The 14,992-nt window shown below is 42.1% G+C and carries 16 protein-coding genes; 6 read left to right on the top strand and 10 right to left on the bottom strand.

The window, feature by feature from the left end; genetic code table 11:
* Positions 1–56: 56 nt before the first annotated feature.
* The 3 genes from purU to fdhF form a co-directional block, all read right to left on the bottom strand.
* On the bottom strand, positions 57–947 hold the full coding sequence (purU, locus tag NCCP2331_RS08670; RefSeq protein ID WP_153720660.1) for a formyltetrahydrofolate deformylase: 891 nt from the start codon (positions 945–947) through the stop codon (positions 57–59).
* A 187-nt stretch (positions 948–1,134) separates the two neighbouring features.
* Complete coding sequence (locus NCCP2331_RS08665; RefSeq protein WP_251670042.1) at positions 1,135–1,623, bottom strand: helical membrane plugin domain-containing protein; 489 nt, start codon at positions 1,621–1,623, stop codon at positions 1,135–1,137.
* Between the two features lie 17 nt (positions 1,624–1,640).
* A complete protein-coding gene (gene fdhF / locus NCCP2331_RS08660) occupies positions 1,641–4,565 on the bottom strand; it encodes a formate dehydrogenase subunit alpha (protein WP_153720339.1) in 2,925 nt (974 codons plus the stop codon).
* A 261-nt stretch (positions 4,566–4,826) separates the two neighbouring features.
* Between fdhF and NCCP2331_RS08655 the strand changes: the two genes are divergently transcribed.
* From NCCP2331_RS08655 to NCCP2331_RS08645, 3 genes are all read left to right on the top strand, one after another.
* The gene (locus NCCP2331_RS08655) at positions 4,827–5,168 is read left to right on the top strand and encodes a Na-translocating system protein MpsC family protein (protein WP_153720340.1); all 342 of its coding nucleotides are present in this window, start codon (positions 4,827–4,829) and stop codon (positions 5,166–5,168) included.
* Positions 5,169–5,182: 14 nt separating this feature from the next.
* On the top strand, positions 5,183–5,974 hold the full coding sequence (gene fdhD, locus NCCP2331_RS08650; protein WP_153720341.1) for a formate dehydrogenase accessory sulfurtransferase FdhD: 792 nt from the start codon (positions 5,183–5,185) through the stop codon (positions 5,972–5,974).
* Between the two features lie 219 nt (positions 5,975–6,193).
* Positions 6,194–7,477: an L-lactate MFS transporter gene (locus NCCP2331_RS08645; RefSeq protein WP_153720342.1), complete on the top strand. Its 1,284-nt coding sequence runs from the start codon at positions 6,194–6,196 to the stop codon at positions 7,475–7,477.
* A 45-nt stretch (positions 7,478–7,522) separates the two neighbouring features.
* On the opposite strand, the gene ypfJ is transcribed toward NCCP2331_RS08645, so the two are convergent.
* Positions 7,523–8,368 carry a KPN_02809 family neutral zinc metallopeptidase gene (ypfJ, locus tag NCCP2331_RS08640; protein ID WP_153720343.1) on the bottom strand — a complete coding sequence of 282 codons (846 nt, stop codon included), beginning with the start codon at positions 8,366–8,368 and terminating at the stop codon, positions 7,523–7,525.
* A gap of 220 nt (positions 8,369–8,588) precedes the next feature.
* Here ypfJ and serC point away from each other — a divergent pair, with 220 nt between their 5' ends.
* Positions 8,589–9,689 carry a 3-phosphoserine/phosphohydroxythreonine transaminase gene (gene serC / locus NCCP2331_RS08635; protein WP_153720344.1) on the top strand — a complete coding sequence of 367 codons (1,101 nt, stop codon included), beginning with the start codon at positions 8,589–8,591 and terminating at the stop codon, positions 9,687–9,689.
* Between the two features lie 36 nt (positions 9,690–9,725).
* Here serC and NCCP2331_RS08630 read toward each other — a convergent pair whose 3' ends face one another.
* The 3 genes from NCCP2331_RS08630 to NCCP2331_RS08620 all read right to left on the bottom strand — a co-directional run bounded on the left by NCCP2331_RS08630 (position 9,726) and on the right by NCCP2331_RS08620 (position 11,406).
* Positions 9,726–10,577 carry an STAS domain-containing protein gene (locus NCCP2331_RS08630; RefSeq protein ID WP_153720345.1) on the bottom strand — a complete coding sequence of 284 codons (852 nt, stop codon included), beginning with the start codon at positions 10,575–10,577 and terminating at the stop codon, positions 9,726–9,728.
* Between the two features lie 57 nt (positions 10,578–10,634).
* Complete coding sequence (locus NCCP2331_RS08625) at positions 10,635–11,060, bottom strand: hypothetical protein (RefSeq protein WP_153720346.1); 426 nt, start codon at positions 11,058–11,060, stop codon at positions 10,635–10,637.
* Between the two features lie 88 nt (positions 11,061–11,148).
* The gene (locus tag NCCP2331_RS08620; protein WP_153720347.1) at positions 11,149–11,406 is read right to left on the bottom strand and encodes a YqkE family protein; all 258 of its coding nucleotides are present in this window, start codon (positions 11,404–11,406) and stop codon (positions 11,149–11,151) included.
* Positions 11,407–11,534: 128 nt separating this feature from the next.
* On the opposite strand from NCCP2331_RS08620, the gene NCCP2331_RS08615 reads away from it, so the two are divergent.
* Positions 11,535–12,428: a hydroxymethylglutaryl-CoA lyase gene (locus tag NCCP2331_RS08615; RefSeq protein ID WP_251670040.1), complete on the top strand. Its 894-nt coding sequence runs from the start codon at positions 11,535–11,537 to the stop codon at positions 12,426–12,428.
* A gap of 25 nt (positions 12,429–12,453) precedes the next feature.
* Positions 12,454–13,377: an alpha/beta hydrolase gene (locus NCCP2331_RS08610; protein ID WP_153720349.1), complete on the top strand. Its 924-nt coding sequence runs from the start codon at positions 12,454–12,456 to the stop codon at positions 13,375–13,377.
* Positions 13,378–13,641: 264 nt separating this feature from the next.
* On the opposite strand, the gene NCCP2331_RS08605 is transcribed toward NCCP2331_RS08610, so the two are convergent.
* Genes NCCP2331_RS08605 through NCCP2331_RS08595 form a run of 3 tightly spaced genes read right to left on the bottom strand, consistent with a single transcriptional unit; the run spans position 13,642 to position 14,960 of the window.
* Positions 13,642–14,220, bottom strand: coding sequence for a hypothetical protein (locus NCCP2331_RS08605; protein ID WP_251670038.1), 579 nt, complete (start codon positions 14,218–14,220; stop codon positions 13,642–13,644).
* A gap of 16 nt (positions 14,221–14,236) precedes the next feature.
* Positions 14,237–14,569, bottom strand: a complete 333-nt coding sequence (locus NCCP2331_RS08600; protein ID WP_251670037.1) for a hypothetical protein — start codon at positions 14,567–14,569, stop codon at positions 14,237–14,239.
* Positions 14,562–14,960 (bottom strand): phage holin family protein, encoded by a 399-nt coding sequence (locus NCCP2331_RS08595; protein ID WP_251670035.1) that lies wholly within the window; start codon positions 14,958–14,960, stop codon positions 14,562–14,564. The genes NCCP2331_RS08600 and NCCP2331_RS08595 overlap by 8 nt, the downstream gene beginning before the upstream one ends.
* Between the last annotated feature and the right edge of the window lie 32 nt (positions 14,961–14,992).

Genomic DNA, 14,992 nt, shown 5'->3' with positions numbered 1-14,992 from the left:
TTCTATATAATAGCAACAGCCTCTCCGCAGTTTTACGGAGAGGCTGTTTCGCATTCTTAATGAAAGACAATTGTTTTATTATCTTCTACAATGATCCGGTCTTCAATATGCCATTTCACTGCGCGTGCAAGTACACGCCGTTCAATCGTACGGCCGATCTTCTTCAGTTGAACTGTATCGTCGCGGTGATCTACACGTTCAATATCCTGCTCGATGATCGGACCTTCATCCAAATCATTCGTAACATAGTGGGAAGTTGCCCCGATCAGCTTTACTCCGCGTCCAAAAGCTCTTTCATAAGGACGTGCACCGATGAACGCCGGCAGGAAGGAGTGATGAATATTGATTATCTGATTTGGAAAATGGCTGACGAAATCAGGGGTGAGAATTTGCATATAACGCGCAAGTATCAACACATCGATTTCATATTCTTCCATCAGCTTAATCTGCTTCTGTTCAACTTCCTGGCGAATGTCTTTATTCGCAGGAATATAATGGAATGGAATGCCCAGTGCTTCGACCATATCGCGTGCATCTTCATGGTTACTGATGACAACAGCTATTTCCGCATTCAAGTCACCGTTCTGCCATTCCCAAAGAAGTTCCATCAGGCAATACGGTTCTTTTGAAACAAAGATTGCCGCTCTTTTTAACTCAGCAGCATAGGAGAATTTGTATTCCATACTATGCCCATCTGCGATACCACGAAAATCTTTCTCAAGTTCTGCCTTTCGTTCAAGCAGATTTTCTAAATGAAATTCAATACGCAGATAGAACGTTCCGCCTTCAGGATCAGTTGAGTACTGGCTGGATTCTACGATATTTGCTTGGTGTTTCAGCAAAAAAGTCGAGACGGCCGAAACGATTCCCGGTTTGTCGGAGCATTTAATAAGTAATCTTCCGATATTCCGCATTGCTGATGATTGCTTTTCAAGGTGTGCTGACATTTTACTTCTTGTTGACATGTATTCTCCATCTCCTACTGGGTAAGTTGTGATGACCGGTTACGATTATGGCAACGAACCTCATCCAACTTCTATAATCAATAAATTCTCCAACTGCCTGAGGTGGCAGCTGGAGAATGTTTTACTTCTATATAGTATGAAGGAAGTCTTCCTTTTTCGCAAAGTTTTGTTATTCGGCTGGAGTATCTAATCCTTTGCCCATTCCCTTTAGAAAGTTGAGTCCGAAAGTAAGCGCCCGGTTAATATCAGGATCGTTCACTGATTTCAATAATTGAAGAGCACTGGTTTTATGATTTTGCTCAATTCCCTGCTCCGCTTCCTGTAAACCGCGCTGCGCACTCTTTGTCAGCTTCTGAATAGTCGCCGGATCAATTTCTGTCAGCGCGCCGGCAGCTGCCATGACGTTATTGAGCATATTGGTTACGGGCTCACGTGATATTTGACCAACAGCAATGCCCGTAATTTTCTCTTTCGCCTGAAGCATCGCCTGCAATGCATCCAGCGCGCCGATGTCATGAAGCTCCCCTGTGATCTCCATAATCTTCTGCAGTGACTCTTCTTGTTCTGCAATCAGTTTTTGAAGATCCGCCAGCTTCTCCTGCTGAATTTCCATCTCTGTCCGTTCAATTCGTTTAATAGAAGTTATCGGTGCCGCCATTCCTTTCACCTCCTGAATTATTGATCTGTTAACTGGATATACCCGGGGCGTTTCCATTTCCGCTCTACTTCCACACCGTTTTGCGGATGTCTTTTCTTATCGCGGTGATTGCTTTTAGGCAATGGATTATCGCCTTCTTTATCAAGTACTTCCATGCGTACCTTTGTCTGCTTATAGGCTGGTGTATTCGTACGCTGATCTGTCGCAGGACCTGTCAGGAAATTGATCGCAGATTCTTTGCTGACAGAGTTCATAGGCAGGAATAATTCGTTTTTCTGCACACGGTCTGTAACAAGTGCCGGCAGTTTCAATGCACCGTATGGAGAGATCAGACGGACATAAGTACCTGTCACGACTTTCCGCTCTTTTGCAAGTTCCGGTGAAACTTCCACAAATATATTGGGAACTTTCTCCTGGATCCCTTCGGATTTATTGGTCATATTCCCTTCATGGAAATGCTCGAGCATCCGGCCATTATTAATATGAAGATCAAACTCATCGTCGAATTTCACAGGCTCTACCCAGTCAGACAAGGCAAAACGCGCCATTTTATCAGGAAAATTAAAACCGTCTGTATACAGAAGCGGTGTACTTTCTCCTTCCAGACTGCCCCAAAGGAAACTGCCCCAATCTTCGAGTTCTTCGTAAGATGCCTGGCTGAACATCGGGCTCAGACTTGTCATCTCTTCAAAAATATCACGCGGATGTGTGTAATTCCAATCATATCCGAGACGTTTGGCCACTTCCTGAATGATCCACCAGTCCTGGCGTGAGTCGCCTTTGTTCGGCAGTGCTTTATACAGACGCTGCACGCGGCGTTCGGTATTTGTAAATGTTCCGTCCTTTTCCAATGAAGGAACCGCCGGCAGAATAACATCTGCATATTGGGCTGTACGGGAGAAGAAAATATCCTGCACGACTAAGAAATCAAGTTTAGATAAAACATCATGAACATAATTGGCATTCGAATCAACTAACGCCATATCTTCTCCGACGATATACATGCCTTTCATCTTGCCGTCATCAATCGAATGAAGCATCTGGATATTATCCAAACCCGGCTTCCCTTCAATTTTCACACCATATGCGTGTTCAAACTTTTCCCTCGCCGCATCATCCGTCACATGCTGATAACCCGGAAGCCAGCCCGGCAGACTGCCCATATCACAGGCGCCCTGTACGTTATTATGGCCGCGCAGCGGATAGGCGCCTGCACCTTCGCGGCGGTAATTCCCGGTAGCGAGAAGCAAGTTTGAAATTGCTGCTGATGTATCAGACCCGCCTGTATTTTGAGTGACACCCATTCCCCACAGCACACAAGTGCCATCCGCATCGCGGATTAATTCAGCTGTTTGAATCAGCACCTCTTGTGAAATCCCTGTAATTTTCTCTGCATACTCAAGTGTATAGCGCTCTAATACCTTTTTGAAATCTTCGAAGTGATGAACATTTTCATCAATGAAACGCTGATCATGCCAGCCTTGATCAATCAGATATTTTGTAACCGCCATCAGCCATACCTGGTCTGTCCCTTGCTGCGGTGTCATGAAGATATCTGCACGCTCTGCCATTTCATGTTTTCTGAGATCAGCGACAATTAATTTCTGCTCATGCAGTTTATGCGCCCGTTTTACACGTGTTGCAAGAACTGGATGTCCTTCTGCAGGATTTGCCCCGACAATGATGACCAGTCCGGCTTTCGCGATATCCTTAATCGTTCCGGCATCTCCGCCCATCCCGACCGTTCTGAACAATCCATCGGTTGCAGGTGACTGGCAGTAGCGTGAGCAATTATCCACGTTATTGGTTTCAAATACCTGACGTGCGAACTTTTGAATGACGTAGTTTTCTTCATTGGTAATCTTGGAAGAAGAAATTACGCCCACACCGTCACGTCCATGTTCTTTTTTTATTTCTCCCAGTTTTTGAGCAACCAGATCCAGTGCTTCTTCCCATGAAGCCTCGACAAATGCATCACCTTTACGGATTAGAGGAGATGTGATCCGCTCTTCACTGTTGACAAAATCCCAGCCGAATTTTCCCTTGATGCAAGTGGATATTTGGTTGACCGGCGCCTCATGGACAGGTTGAATTTTCAAGATTTTTCGGTCTTTCGTCCAAACCTCATAAGAGCAGCCAACTCCACAGAACGTACAGACGGTTTTTGTTTTATTGATTTTCGATTCTCTCATCGCCGCCTCTACGTCGGATACTGCCATAATACTGCTGTAGCCCGGCTCGACATCTTTGATCAGATCGATCATCGGATCCATCAGTTCATCATCCATCTTCGTCATGAATCCTGCTTCGCCCAGCATAGTTTTCTCCATTAAGGCATTACACGGACAAACCGTAATACAATGTCCGCATCCAACACAGGAAGAATCATTGATTTTCGCTCCGCCATCCCACAGCACAATCGGACGGTCGCGTTTCCAGTCCATCGACAGTGTTTCATTGACCTGAAGATTCTGGCATACTTCCACGCATTGACCGCAGGCGATACACTGATTAGGATCATAGCGGTAGAACGGATGAGTGAAATCAACTGCATCTTTCGTACACTTCGGCTCGTATGGATACTTTTGATGCTCGACTTCCATCATCGCCACCGTGTTATGCACTTTACAGTTGCCGTTGTTATTATCACACACTGTACAGTACAGTAAATGATTTTCCAGGATTCGGTCCATTGCTTCTGTCTGTGCAGCCTTTGCGCGTGAAGAATCCAGCCGGACATCCATACCGTCGGCTGCTTTCGCGGAACAGGCACGCATCAATTCACCGTTTACTTCTACGATGCACGTATCGCAAGTTTCGATCGGATCTACTTCCGGTAAATAGCAAATCTGCGGGTGTTCTATTTTATTGGCATTGATGATTTGAATGATCGTTGACCCTGGAGAAAAGTCAAAGGGCTTGCCGTTGATTGTAATTGACACGTCTGCGTCCCCCTTCTCAAATAAAAATCCACCATGAAAAAGGCCGGTATATCGGCAATTTTCATGGTGGAATAGTTTCTTAACAGGACTTGCTAAAGAACCAATCCATATTTAATATAACAATAGACAATAGATAATAATTTGGCATTCACATACCAGACTATCATCGATTCACTATTTAGTATAAAGTAATATAACAATTAATACAATGCCTATAAATTAAAATTTTGATTATTCAGTAAACGGAATCGAGGGAAACCCATGAAAAAGATCCATGTGTTCAATGATATTATCAGAAAGCTGCGAAAAGACCTGTTTGGAAAAGGTCCGGAAAGAATCCATACAGTCTTCGTAGATAATATGGCAGTCTCTACGCTGTACGGCAATTTGACGCCGACTGAAAAGTTTATTGCCAGCACCCCGGAAGGAAGAGAAATGGTGCACCGCGCACGCACAGGCATGATTCAGGCGGTCTACGCAAAAGCACCTCCGGAGGGACTGGAAGAAATAGTCGAAGCTCAATTTTTACACTTATTCAGTGATTTCAAAGTGGATGATGATATTGCTGTCTCGGTATTTTTATTTGACAGATCGATCGAGTGAAAGGGGGAAAAGATGTGGAGCAGCAGCAAAAACGGCCGATTATACGCTATCAGAATGGACAGTTTACTGTAAAAGAAGATCAAGTGGCTGTAGAATATGCGATTACCATCAGACTGAATGATAAAGAATTCGCCACCATCGTCTGTACCCCTGAATACATCGAAGATATGGTGGTTGGTTTTCTTGCATCTGAAGGAGTAGTGCCGAGATGGGATCAGATCAAAGACATTCGTCTGGATAAGGAAAAAGGAATAATCGATGTGCATACGGAAACAGTATATCCATTTTTTGAACAGCTGCAGAATAAACGCTATATTACCTCTTGCTGCGGGATGAGCCGGCAAGGGTTTGTCTTTGCCAGCGATGTTTTAACAGCAAAAAAGATGGACAGCATCTCTGTGCAATTGACAACCAATCAAATTTTCTCACTGATGAACGAGATGGAAGAACAGGCGGAGATGTTCCGGCATACTGGAGGAGTCCATAATGCGGCACTTTGCCAGCCGGATCAATTGCTTTTATCGCGAATGGATATCGGCCGGCATAATGCGCTGGATAAAATCTATGGACACTGTCTGAAAAACAAAATTTCCGTTCGGAATAAGATTATTGTTTTCAGTGGTCGCATCTCATCTGAAATTCTTCTGAAGGTGGCAAAAATCGGCTGTGAAATTGTATTATCAAAATCGGCACCGACCGAATTAGCACTGACATTGGCTGAAGATCTGGGGATTACAACAGTTGGCTTTATCCGGGGTACATCTTTTAATTTATACACACATCCCGAACGTATACTAACGGATTAACTGGAACCTCTCCCAAGTAAATACAAAAATTAATATTGACAATATTGTGAAATGATACTAACATACAGCTTAATCCTGAATTGCACGTTACTTATCGCTAAAACGAATTCTGTTTTTGGCAATAAACGGGATTTCACCGACAGATCTGTACAGAGAGAGACGTCTCTCCGGCATAAAAATACAACAAGAGAAACCTGAATAAAAAAGGGAGGATATCGCATGAAAAAGACTAAGAACAGATGGTTAATCGCTTTATCTGCGGTAGGTATTCACATTTCTATCGGGTCGGTGTATGCATGGAGTAACTTCACCAATCCACTGATCGAAGAATTTGGCTGGACGACAAGTCAAGTACAGCTGACATTCAGTATCGCCATCCTTTTCCTCGGCTTATCAGCTGCATTTCTCGGTCATTTTGTAGAGAAGTACGGCCCCCGCAAAGCCGGGCTGCTGGCAGCTGCGTTCTTTGGAATTGGAGTTACTGGTTCAGGACTCGCTGTCAGTATGGGATCATTGCCAATGCTTTATATTTTCTACGGTATGCTCGGCGGAATCGGTTTGGGCGTCGGTTATATCGCACCTGTTTCCACTTTGGTCAAATGGTTCCCCGACAGACGCGGGCTGGCAACAGGTCTCGCAATTATGGGCTTTGGTTTTGCTGCTGCAATCAGCAGTCCGATCATGGAATATTTAATCGTTAATGTTGGGCTGACCAATACTTTTTACATTCTTGGAATCTCTTATTTCGCGATCATGCTTCTGTCCTCTCTATACCTAGAGAAACCAGAAGAAGGATGGGCTCCTCCTGGATTTATTGAGAAAGTCCGTTCAGGAAAATCAGAAATTAAAAAGGATCTTGCTCAGTTAACTGCTAATCAGGCCATAAAAACAAAACGTTTTTATTATTTATGGCTTATGTTATTTATTAATGTCACATGCGGAATCGCCATTCTCTCTGCTGCTAAACCTCTCGCCATCGACAGTATCGGGATGACGACTGTTCAAGCCGCCGCTCTGGTCGGTGTACTCGGTATTTTCAACGGTGCAGGGCGTCTCGGCTGGGCGGCCATTTCAGACTATATCGGCCGTCCGAATACGTATACGACATTTTTCGTCGTGCAGCTCATTTTATTCTCCGTGCTTCCATTCACGACAAACGCGATAGTATTCCAGATTATCCTGGCTGTCATCTATACCTGCTACGGTGGAGGTTTCGCGTCCATTCCCGCGTTTATCGGGGATATTTTCGGCACAAAACAGCTCGGTGCGATTCACGGTTATATTCTAACTGCCTGGTCTGCCGCGGGAGTAGCCGGCCCGATGTTTGCTGCCTGGATGAAAGATACAACAGGCAGTTATGAGAGCAGTCTCTTATTTTTTGCCGGACTGTTTGCTGTCGCTTTCGTCATCTCCTTATTAATCCGTGTCGATATGAAGCGACTGCGCAATGAACAGGAAGGTATTGATCCGTCGGTAATTGCTCAGACAGCCGCTACAAAATAAAAAACAGCGCATCCTATTCACAGTTTTTGTGAAGATGCGCTGCTTTTATTTTTCTGTTTCGTTAAATGTGTCGCCGCCTTCAATGGTACCGAGCTTAAAGCCGCGCTCAAACCAATAAATCCTTTGTTTCGCTGTACCATGCGTAAAACTTTCGGGTACTACATAGCCTCTTGCACGTTTTTGAATGGTATCGTCTCCGACTGCACCCGCCGCAGTGATTGCTTCCTGCAAGTCTCCTTGTTCCAAGTAACCGCGTCCCTGTGCATGATGCGCCCAGACACCGGCAAAGTAATCGGCCTGCAACTCAAATCGAACTAAATATTTATTAAATTCCTCTTCGCTGAGTTTCTGCCGCAAAGGCATCACTTGATCGGAAATACCAAGCAGTGTCTGTACATGATGACCGACTTCATGTGCCACAACGTATGCCATTGCAAAATCTCCCGGAGCTTGGAAGGAATTCTGCAGTTCATTATAAAATTCTAAATCAATATATAATTTCTGATCACCCGGACAATAAAACGGGCCCGCTGCAGCGCTGCCAAATCCGCAGGCTGTCTGTACTTGTCCCGTATATAATACTAATGTCGGGTTCTTATAAGTCAGGCCTTCCTGTCTGAACTGCTCTGACCAGATGTCCTCAGTATCTGCCAGAACTACTGAAACAAAGTCAGCCAATTCTTTATCCTGCTCTGTTTCGACATAAGGCTGTTCATTACCGACAGATGATTCATTTCCCAATAAATCAGTCGGGTTGCCGCCCAGCAATAAGAACAAGATAATTCCGACGATACCGAGTCCCCCGCCGCCGAGCGCAATCGCCCCGCCTCCGCCGCCCCTGCCGCGTCTGTCTTCTACGTTGGAGCTTTTTCTACGTCCATCTGTTTTCATACAATCTCCTCCACTCTTTCTTTCCATTGTGGAATGTCCGTCTAGTAGCTAAAAGACAAAATAACTTTTATTTCAACATACCCATCTTTTGAGCCGAGCAAACAAGCAAGCTTATGTACTATACAGTGAAATTATTGTGAATCGGCAGTTATCTATTTCACACAGCTGCTTTTTCATATATACTTTACTTTAGTATCGTAAACTGTATGAAGGAGTGGTTATGTTGAGTAATCTGAAGTCTGTATATAATTTTAACGCGGGTCCGTCAGCTCTTCCGCGTGAAGTTTTGGAGAAAGCACAAACAGAATTGGTTGATTTTAAAGATTCTGGAATGTCTATTATGGAGATGAGCCACCGCAGTGCCGCTTATGAAGAAGTACATAATCAAGCAATCGAACGTCTGAAATCACTTTTCTCTGTTCCGGAAAATTACGAAGTGCTTTTGATGCAGGGCGGAGCCAGCCTTCAATTTGCTATGATTCCAATGAATTTTTTAGCTTCCGGAAAAAAAGCTGCCTATATCATGTCGGGCGCTTGGTCTGATAAAGCATTAAAAGAAGGTAAAGCAATCGGAGAAGTATATGAATCAGCTTCTACAAAAGAAACCAACTATAATAAAGTTCCTGCCCTCAATGAAATCAAATGGAACGAAGACGATGCCTATGTTCATATCACATCTAATAACACGATTTTCGGTACACAATTTCAGGAATTCCCCGAAACAAACGATGTGCCATTAATTGCGGATATGTCGAGCGATATTCTGTCCCGTCCAATTGATGTCAGCAAATTTGGAATGATCTATGCAGGAGCGCAAAAAAATCTGGGTCCTTCCGGCGTAACAGTTGCGATTATCCGAAAAGACCTTTTGGAGAATGCCAATTCTTCCATTCCTGCGATCTTGAAATACAGCACACATGCTTCCAATAACTCGCTGTACAATACTCCCCCTTCATTTGGAATTTATATGCTGGGTGAAGTGCTGGGCTGGATGGAAAAACAAGGCGGGCTCGAAGCAATCGCTAGAAATAATGAAGAAAAAGCAAAGTTGATCTATGACGCGATCGACAACAGTGGCGGCTTCTACACAGGACATGCTGAAAAAGGCAGCCGTTCTTTGATGAATATTACGTTCCGTGTTGCGGATGAAGAGCTGGAAAAACAATTTTTAGCTGAAGCAAAAGAAGCTGGTTTTGTAGGATTGAACGGACATCGCTCTGTTGGCGGATGCCGTGCTTCTGCATATAACTCCGTGCCATTTACTGCATGCCAGGCTTTAGAGCAGTTCATGAAAAACTTCCAGGCAAAACATCAGAAATAAAAAATGAGGTACTCTCTTATGAGAGTGCCTCATTTTTTAATTGGCAACTACGCTGAATTCTTTGGAAAATGCCTGCTGTAGTGAGCTGAATGTCTGAGTGTTTGTAAAGTCTAATCCTAATTCAGTAGATGCATGAGCAATTTCCGGCCTGATTCCAGTGAGTGTAGCTTCTGTGCCAAGAAGTTCAAGAACTTTTATAACCTGATAAATTTGCTGGGCGACTAACGTATCGATAACTGTCACACCGGATAAATCGATGTACAAATGAATAATATCTGCTTCCAAACATTTTTCAGGAATACTTTCTAGCATAATTCGTGCACGCAATTCATCCATGTCGCCAACTAGCGGAACCACTCCGATTTTGTCTGTCAGCTTAATGACAGGCGAACTTAATTCATTGATCAAGGTTTGCTGAATATCAAATTTACTATTTATAAATTTATTGTATGCAGCGGCGAAATCTACATTGATTTGATCGAATGCATTATTGATCGTTTCGCTCCAGCGAACATAATCTTCTATTGTTACATCGTCCCCGTGAAGCAAATAAAACTCTTTGATAAATTTCCAGTACGTTAAACGGACTTTACTCAATGCCGCCAATACATCTTCGATCGGCGTACTGCTGTTTACTCTGCTGAGCGCGACTACCGCAGCCCATTTCTTTTTATTTTTCTCGAAAATTTCAGGATCATCCAATAAACTGCTTGTAATTGTCAAGTTCGTGAGTTTGTTTTGCTCACGGAGTGTCTCTTCCATCTTGTCATTCACATCGAGTGAATAGACAGATCCGTCTTCTACTTCTCTCATCGACAACCAGGAGTCCGTAATATTATTGAAATTAGCCATTAAGAACTCATAAAGTTTTACATCTAATTGTTTCATATCTTTCCTCCGCTAATATTCTAGTTTCCATCATATGTTTACACAACAAAGACATTTTTACTTGATTGTAATGATTAATTGATTTTTTTCGAAATCAAATATATTCAAAATCACTCCAAGTACTGTAATGTATTTATAAAGTGACTCATAATAAATCTGTCCATATTCTTTTTCATACTGCGCGATTGGATAAGGATAATTCTCTTCATCAGGGATAGGAAGATACTTCCAAGGACGTGATGGATCTTTCGCTTTCTCAGCATGTGCTTCATTCAAAACATCATAAAAAAGCTCAACCTTTTCTTTAGGAAAATCATAACAAAGAATCTCTTCATTTTCAGCAAGTAATTGTAACTGATTTCTGACCCATGCTGCAATCGGGTGTTCCAGAGGTGCCTGATGAACTTTTTTGCATGGATGCTGATGTATTGCCGCTTCGGATATTTCATTTAGACCGCAATACTCAATATGTAAAAATTTCACGTGATTCCCTCCTTAAATCGCTCTTACTGTCTTTGATTATCCAGACAAGTCTATTATAACCTATTCGTTAAGCGTATCGTTCAATTACTTAGTATTTTGCCCCTTTGTCACCGTATTCCTCTAAAAGTTCTCCAAAACTTTTATTTTTCTCCCGTTCTCTTCTTTCCTGAATACGTTTTTCTTTCTCCAGCTCTTTTTTCTGTTCGTCAGCTGCTGAGAGTTCTTGTTTGGCATTCTTTAATTTTGCAAGCATTTCATCGCTTACTAAGTCAGAAAGTGAGTTGCCTGTCTCCTTTATTTCTTGCTTCGGCTGAGCTGCACGAATCTTCTTTCCTTTTTTCGCCATATCTATCACTGCTTTCTATCTGTTATGTATCATCCGGCTTCATGCGACTTATAATAGTAATTCGCAGGGTATAACCATTGCCCTAATTCTTCTTTTTTACGTACAATAGAAGGAGGGAGGGATGTTCTATGTTTAGTTTACCAAAAAACGTCACACTAATCGAGGTAGGACCGCGTGATGGTCTTCAAAATGAAAAAAACAGTATCCCCACAGACAGTAAATTAGCATATATTCATGCACTTCAGGAGGCAGGTATTCAGGAAATGGAGCTGACCTCGTTTGTATCTCCAAAATGGATTCCCCAAATGGCAGACGCCAAAGAGATTGTTGGGCAAGCCAAAAAAGTTGGACGGCAAATTGTACTGACACCCAATGAAAAAGGTGTTTCAACTGCCCTACATGCAGGCGCACAGAATATGGCTGTATTTGTTGGAGTCAGTAATACATTCAATAAAAAGAATATCAATCGAACTACCGAGGAAGCTGTCAACGCTTTATTTCCTGTCGTCCGGCAATTAAAAGAAAAAAAGCACTTTGTCCGCGCTTGTATTTCCACTGCTTTTCACTGTCCATATGAAGGATGGATCAAACCCGAACAGACAATAGCTTTATGTCAGCAATTCATTGATATGGGTGCAGATGAATTAAGCGTTGCAGATACAGACGGAATGGCCAATCCTGCTGCCAGCTTCTCATTATTCAACAGTCTGAAAGAACATTTTCCGCATACACTGGTGACAGCTCATTTTCATGATACGCGAAAATTGGGACTGACGAATATTTATGCTTCTCTACAGGCAGGTGTGGATCGGTTCGATACATCTGCGGGTGGTCTGGGGGGCTGTCCGTTTGCGCCGGGTGCAACTGGAAATGTAGCGACAGAGGATGTCTTATACCTTTTAAACACTCTAGATATCCATACAGGAGTTGACCTGCAGAAAGTTATTCTCGCAGTGGATGAAGTAGCCCCATATCTCTCACGGCCCATAACAACTGCTATGTATCAATTAAGTAAACAATAAGAATAAACGGGAAGGAGGTAATTCTTTGAAACGCAGATTAATCTATATGACAGGCATCATTTCAAGTGTACTCGCATCTGTACTGACCATTTTCGGTTTTTTAGTCACCAATCGAATGATGTACCTGAAAACAAAGGATTCCGAATTTATTTTGCAAAGAGAGACAATTGCCAAGCGATTTGATCGTCAGTGGTTTGAAACGGTACGCAAAGATGATATTTGGATTCCTTCTCCTAACGGTTATAATCTTCGCGCCATCTTTTTACGGCCGCTCGATACGACGCGGACAGTTGTCATCTGTCATGGCGTAACTGAAAACAAAGTGAACTCCATCAAATATGCCAGGCTTTTTGAGCGTCTGGGTTTTAACTCTGTCATCTTTGATCATCGCCGGCATGGGGATTCTGGAGGAAAGACTACCAGCTTTGGGTTTTATGAAAAGATGGATTTGAAAGAAGTAGTTTCCGCAGTGCGCGAACGGGTCGGCAAACGTGCGCTGATTGGGATACATGGTGAATCGATGGGAGCTGCGACGACGCTATTATATGCCGGTACCTATGAAGATCAGGCTGATTTCTATATTTCAGACTGTCCCTTCTCCGATTTCTCAGAACAGCTGCTGCATATCATCCGAACCGAATTTCCTTTTAAGACTTCTATGAGCCTGCGCGTCGCCAACTTATTCCTGAAAATTCGTGATGGCTATACCTCGGCTGCGGTGTCTCCCCGCGAGGTGATGAAATATATCAATAAACCTGTTCTTTTCATACACAGTATGGAAGATACTTTTATATTGCCGCATATGACAGAAGAGTTGTATGAACTAAAGGAGGGCGACAAAATGATGAGACTGTTTGAGAAAGGTGCTCATGCGAAGTCATATAATGATAATCCTGAACAGTATTTACGCACTGTCCAGACATTCCTGCACCGTTTTCGATTATATTAAAACAAAAAACTCCGTAAAAGGTCATTAGCCTGCAACGGAGTTTTTGCTTATTTTTTTTTATCGGGCTTGTCTTGAACCTTGTTCATTTGAGCCATCATTTGATTGATTTTCTTTTGTGAATTAGATGGATAAACAAAGCATAAACATTGATATATAAGGGTTTTCAAAGATTTAATTATCACTTTTCACTGTAAGTAAACTATACCAGAATGCTAGATGGCTTGTCTAGTTATTTGTTGTCTGATTAATACATTCTGCTGATTCTTAAACCACTTTCACCTGTAAATTAATCTCTAATAATCCTGTACGCAATCTATTTATATGACTTACTGCCATATTAGAGCCGTATACATCATATTCCTTACCTATTATAATTTCTGTTCTATTTTCTTCTGTATCGGGTACTAGCATAGACATCATAGAGGTATTTATTCTAATTTGCGCTCCACTAATTGTAACCCTATCCATATCAACAATGGCATGGATTTCACGACCGGGCTTAGTAATATAACCGTAAATCGGTCTACCACGATCATCATAACCAGTAATGACTCTTTCTGACTCACCTTCTAAGGTGATTTTATAATTACAATGCTCAATAGTTGATTTATATTTAGCCCCTCTTTGATTAATAACATCTTCCACAACCATATAAACGCCTTCTCTAAAATCCACATAATCACCTTGATTAAATGGCTCTATTGAATGTAAATGCCGTCTGCTTTTTTCACCTAAATGGGCAGTGGTAATATATGCTTGTTGAGGTACATCATTAATGAGTATAGTATCGGCAATGGATTTAAAAGCATCTTGCAGCGACTGAACACCTGTAAATTTATTCATATTATTTCCCACCTTTTTATAGATACAGCATGAAGGTATCTGTACTTTTGGTTTCCGTTTTCATTGTTCTAATTTTACGTGTTAGGTGATAGATACGCTTTTGTATGTTCTCACTGAATTGACTGACAGAAAGATCGTCCATTTTAATGTTCTTATAGTTTTCAGGATTATTTGCTAAACTCTCTAAAATAGAAAGTGTAGTGGTGTATACTGCTTTTTGTGATTCAAGATTACTTGCCTTATATTCTGAAAGAGGTTCTAATCCATTCTCCTGTAAGTAGATTTTCAACTCATCATCTGTCAACTGGATTCCTTTAGTTTCTAATTTTATTCTCTCCATATTATTCATCTTCATCTTTCCCTTCATTAGATAGTTGCTTTAAATATTTTGTAATCTGCTCTGGCAGCGGTACGCCTATATGCCCTAAATTTTCTATAATACTGATGCTTTCCAGTCCAATATAAAAAAGCACTGCAAGATTACGGAATAGAAACTCCGATCCTGTCAGTACGTCTAATAGGTTTGCTATAATGATTGCTAACATAATTCCTGCTTTACGGACAAAGCCAACATAACCAATCTTGCTATTTACCTGCTTAGTCACAAATGCTTTCATAATGCCTGTTACGATGTCTATACACATAAAAATACATAGAACTGTAAGAGAGGCATGCCAGCCACCAATAAGAAAGGCAAGCCATGAACCTATGATTGATGATGCTAATAATAATTTTTCCATATGATAAAATCCTCTCGAATTGTGTATGTGTT

This window comes from Sporosarcina sp. NCCP-2331, from assembly GCF_023707945.1.
Classification (GTDB): Bacteria; Bacillota; Bacilli; order Bacillales_A; family Planococcaceae; genus Sporosarcina; species Sporosarcina cascadiensis.
This window is presented reverse-complemented; position numbering and strand designations above follow the sequence as displayed.

Excerpts from the sequence above, each read along its gene's own strand:
- NCCP2331_RS08605 (WP_251670038.1), bottom strand. The coding sequence starts at position 14,220 with ATGAATAAATTTACAGGTGTTCAGTCGCTGCAAGATGCTTTTAAATCC.
- NCCP2331_RS08655 (WP_153720340.1), top strand. The coding sequence starts at position 4,827 with ATGAAAAAGATCCATGTGTTCAATGATATTATCAGAAAGCTGCGAAAA.
- NCCP2331_RS08620 (WP_153720347.1), bottom strand. The coding sequence starts at position 11,406 with ATGGCGAAAAAAGGAAAGAAGATTCGTGCAGCTCAGCCGAAGCAAGAA.
- ypfJ (WP_153720343.1), bottom strand. The coding sequence starts at position 8,368 with ATGAAAACAGATGGACGTAGAAAAAGCTCCAACGTAGAAGACAGACGC.
- NCCP2331_RS08665 (WP_251670042.1), bottom strand. The coding sequence starts at position 1,623 with ATGGCGGCACCGATAACTTCTATTAAACGAATTGAACGGACAGAGATG.
- purU (WP_153720660.1), bottom strand. The coding sequence starts at position 947 with ATGTCAGCACACCTTGAAAAGCAATCATCAGCAATGCGGAATATCGGA.
- NCCP2331_RS08630 (WP_153720345.1), bottom strand. The coding sequence starts at position 10,577 with ATGAAACAATTAGATGTAAAACTTTATGAGTTCTTAATGGCTAATTTC.
- NCCP2331_RS08595 (WP_251670035.1), bottom strand. The coding sequence starts at position 14,960 with ATGGAAAAATTATTATTAGCATCATCAATCATAGGTTCATGGCTTGCC.
- serC (WP_153720344.1), top strand. The coding sequence starts at position 8,589 with ATGTTGAGTAATCTGAAGTCTGTATATAATTTTAACGCGGGTCCGTCA.
- NCCP2331_RS08615 (WP_251670040.1), top strand. The coding sequence starts at position 11,535 with ATGTTTAGTTTACCAAAAAACGTCACACTAATCGAGGTAGGACCGCGT.
- NCCP2331_RS08600 (WP_251670037.1), bottom strand. The coding sequence starts at position 14,569 with ATGAATAATATGGAGAGAATAAAATTAGAAACTAAAGGAATCCAGTTG.
- NCCP2331_RS08645 (WP_153720342.1), top strand. The coding sequence starts at position 6,194 with ATGAAAAAGACTAAGAACAGATGGTTAATCGCTTTATCTGCGGTAGGT.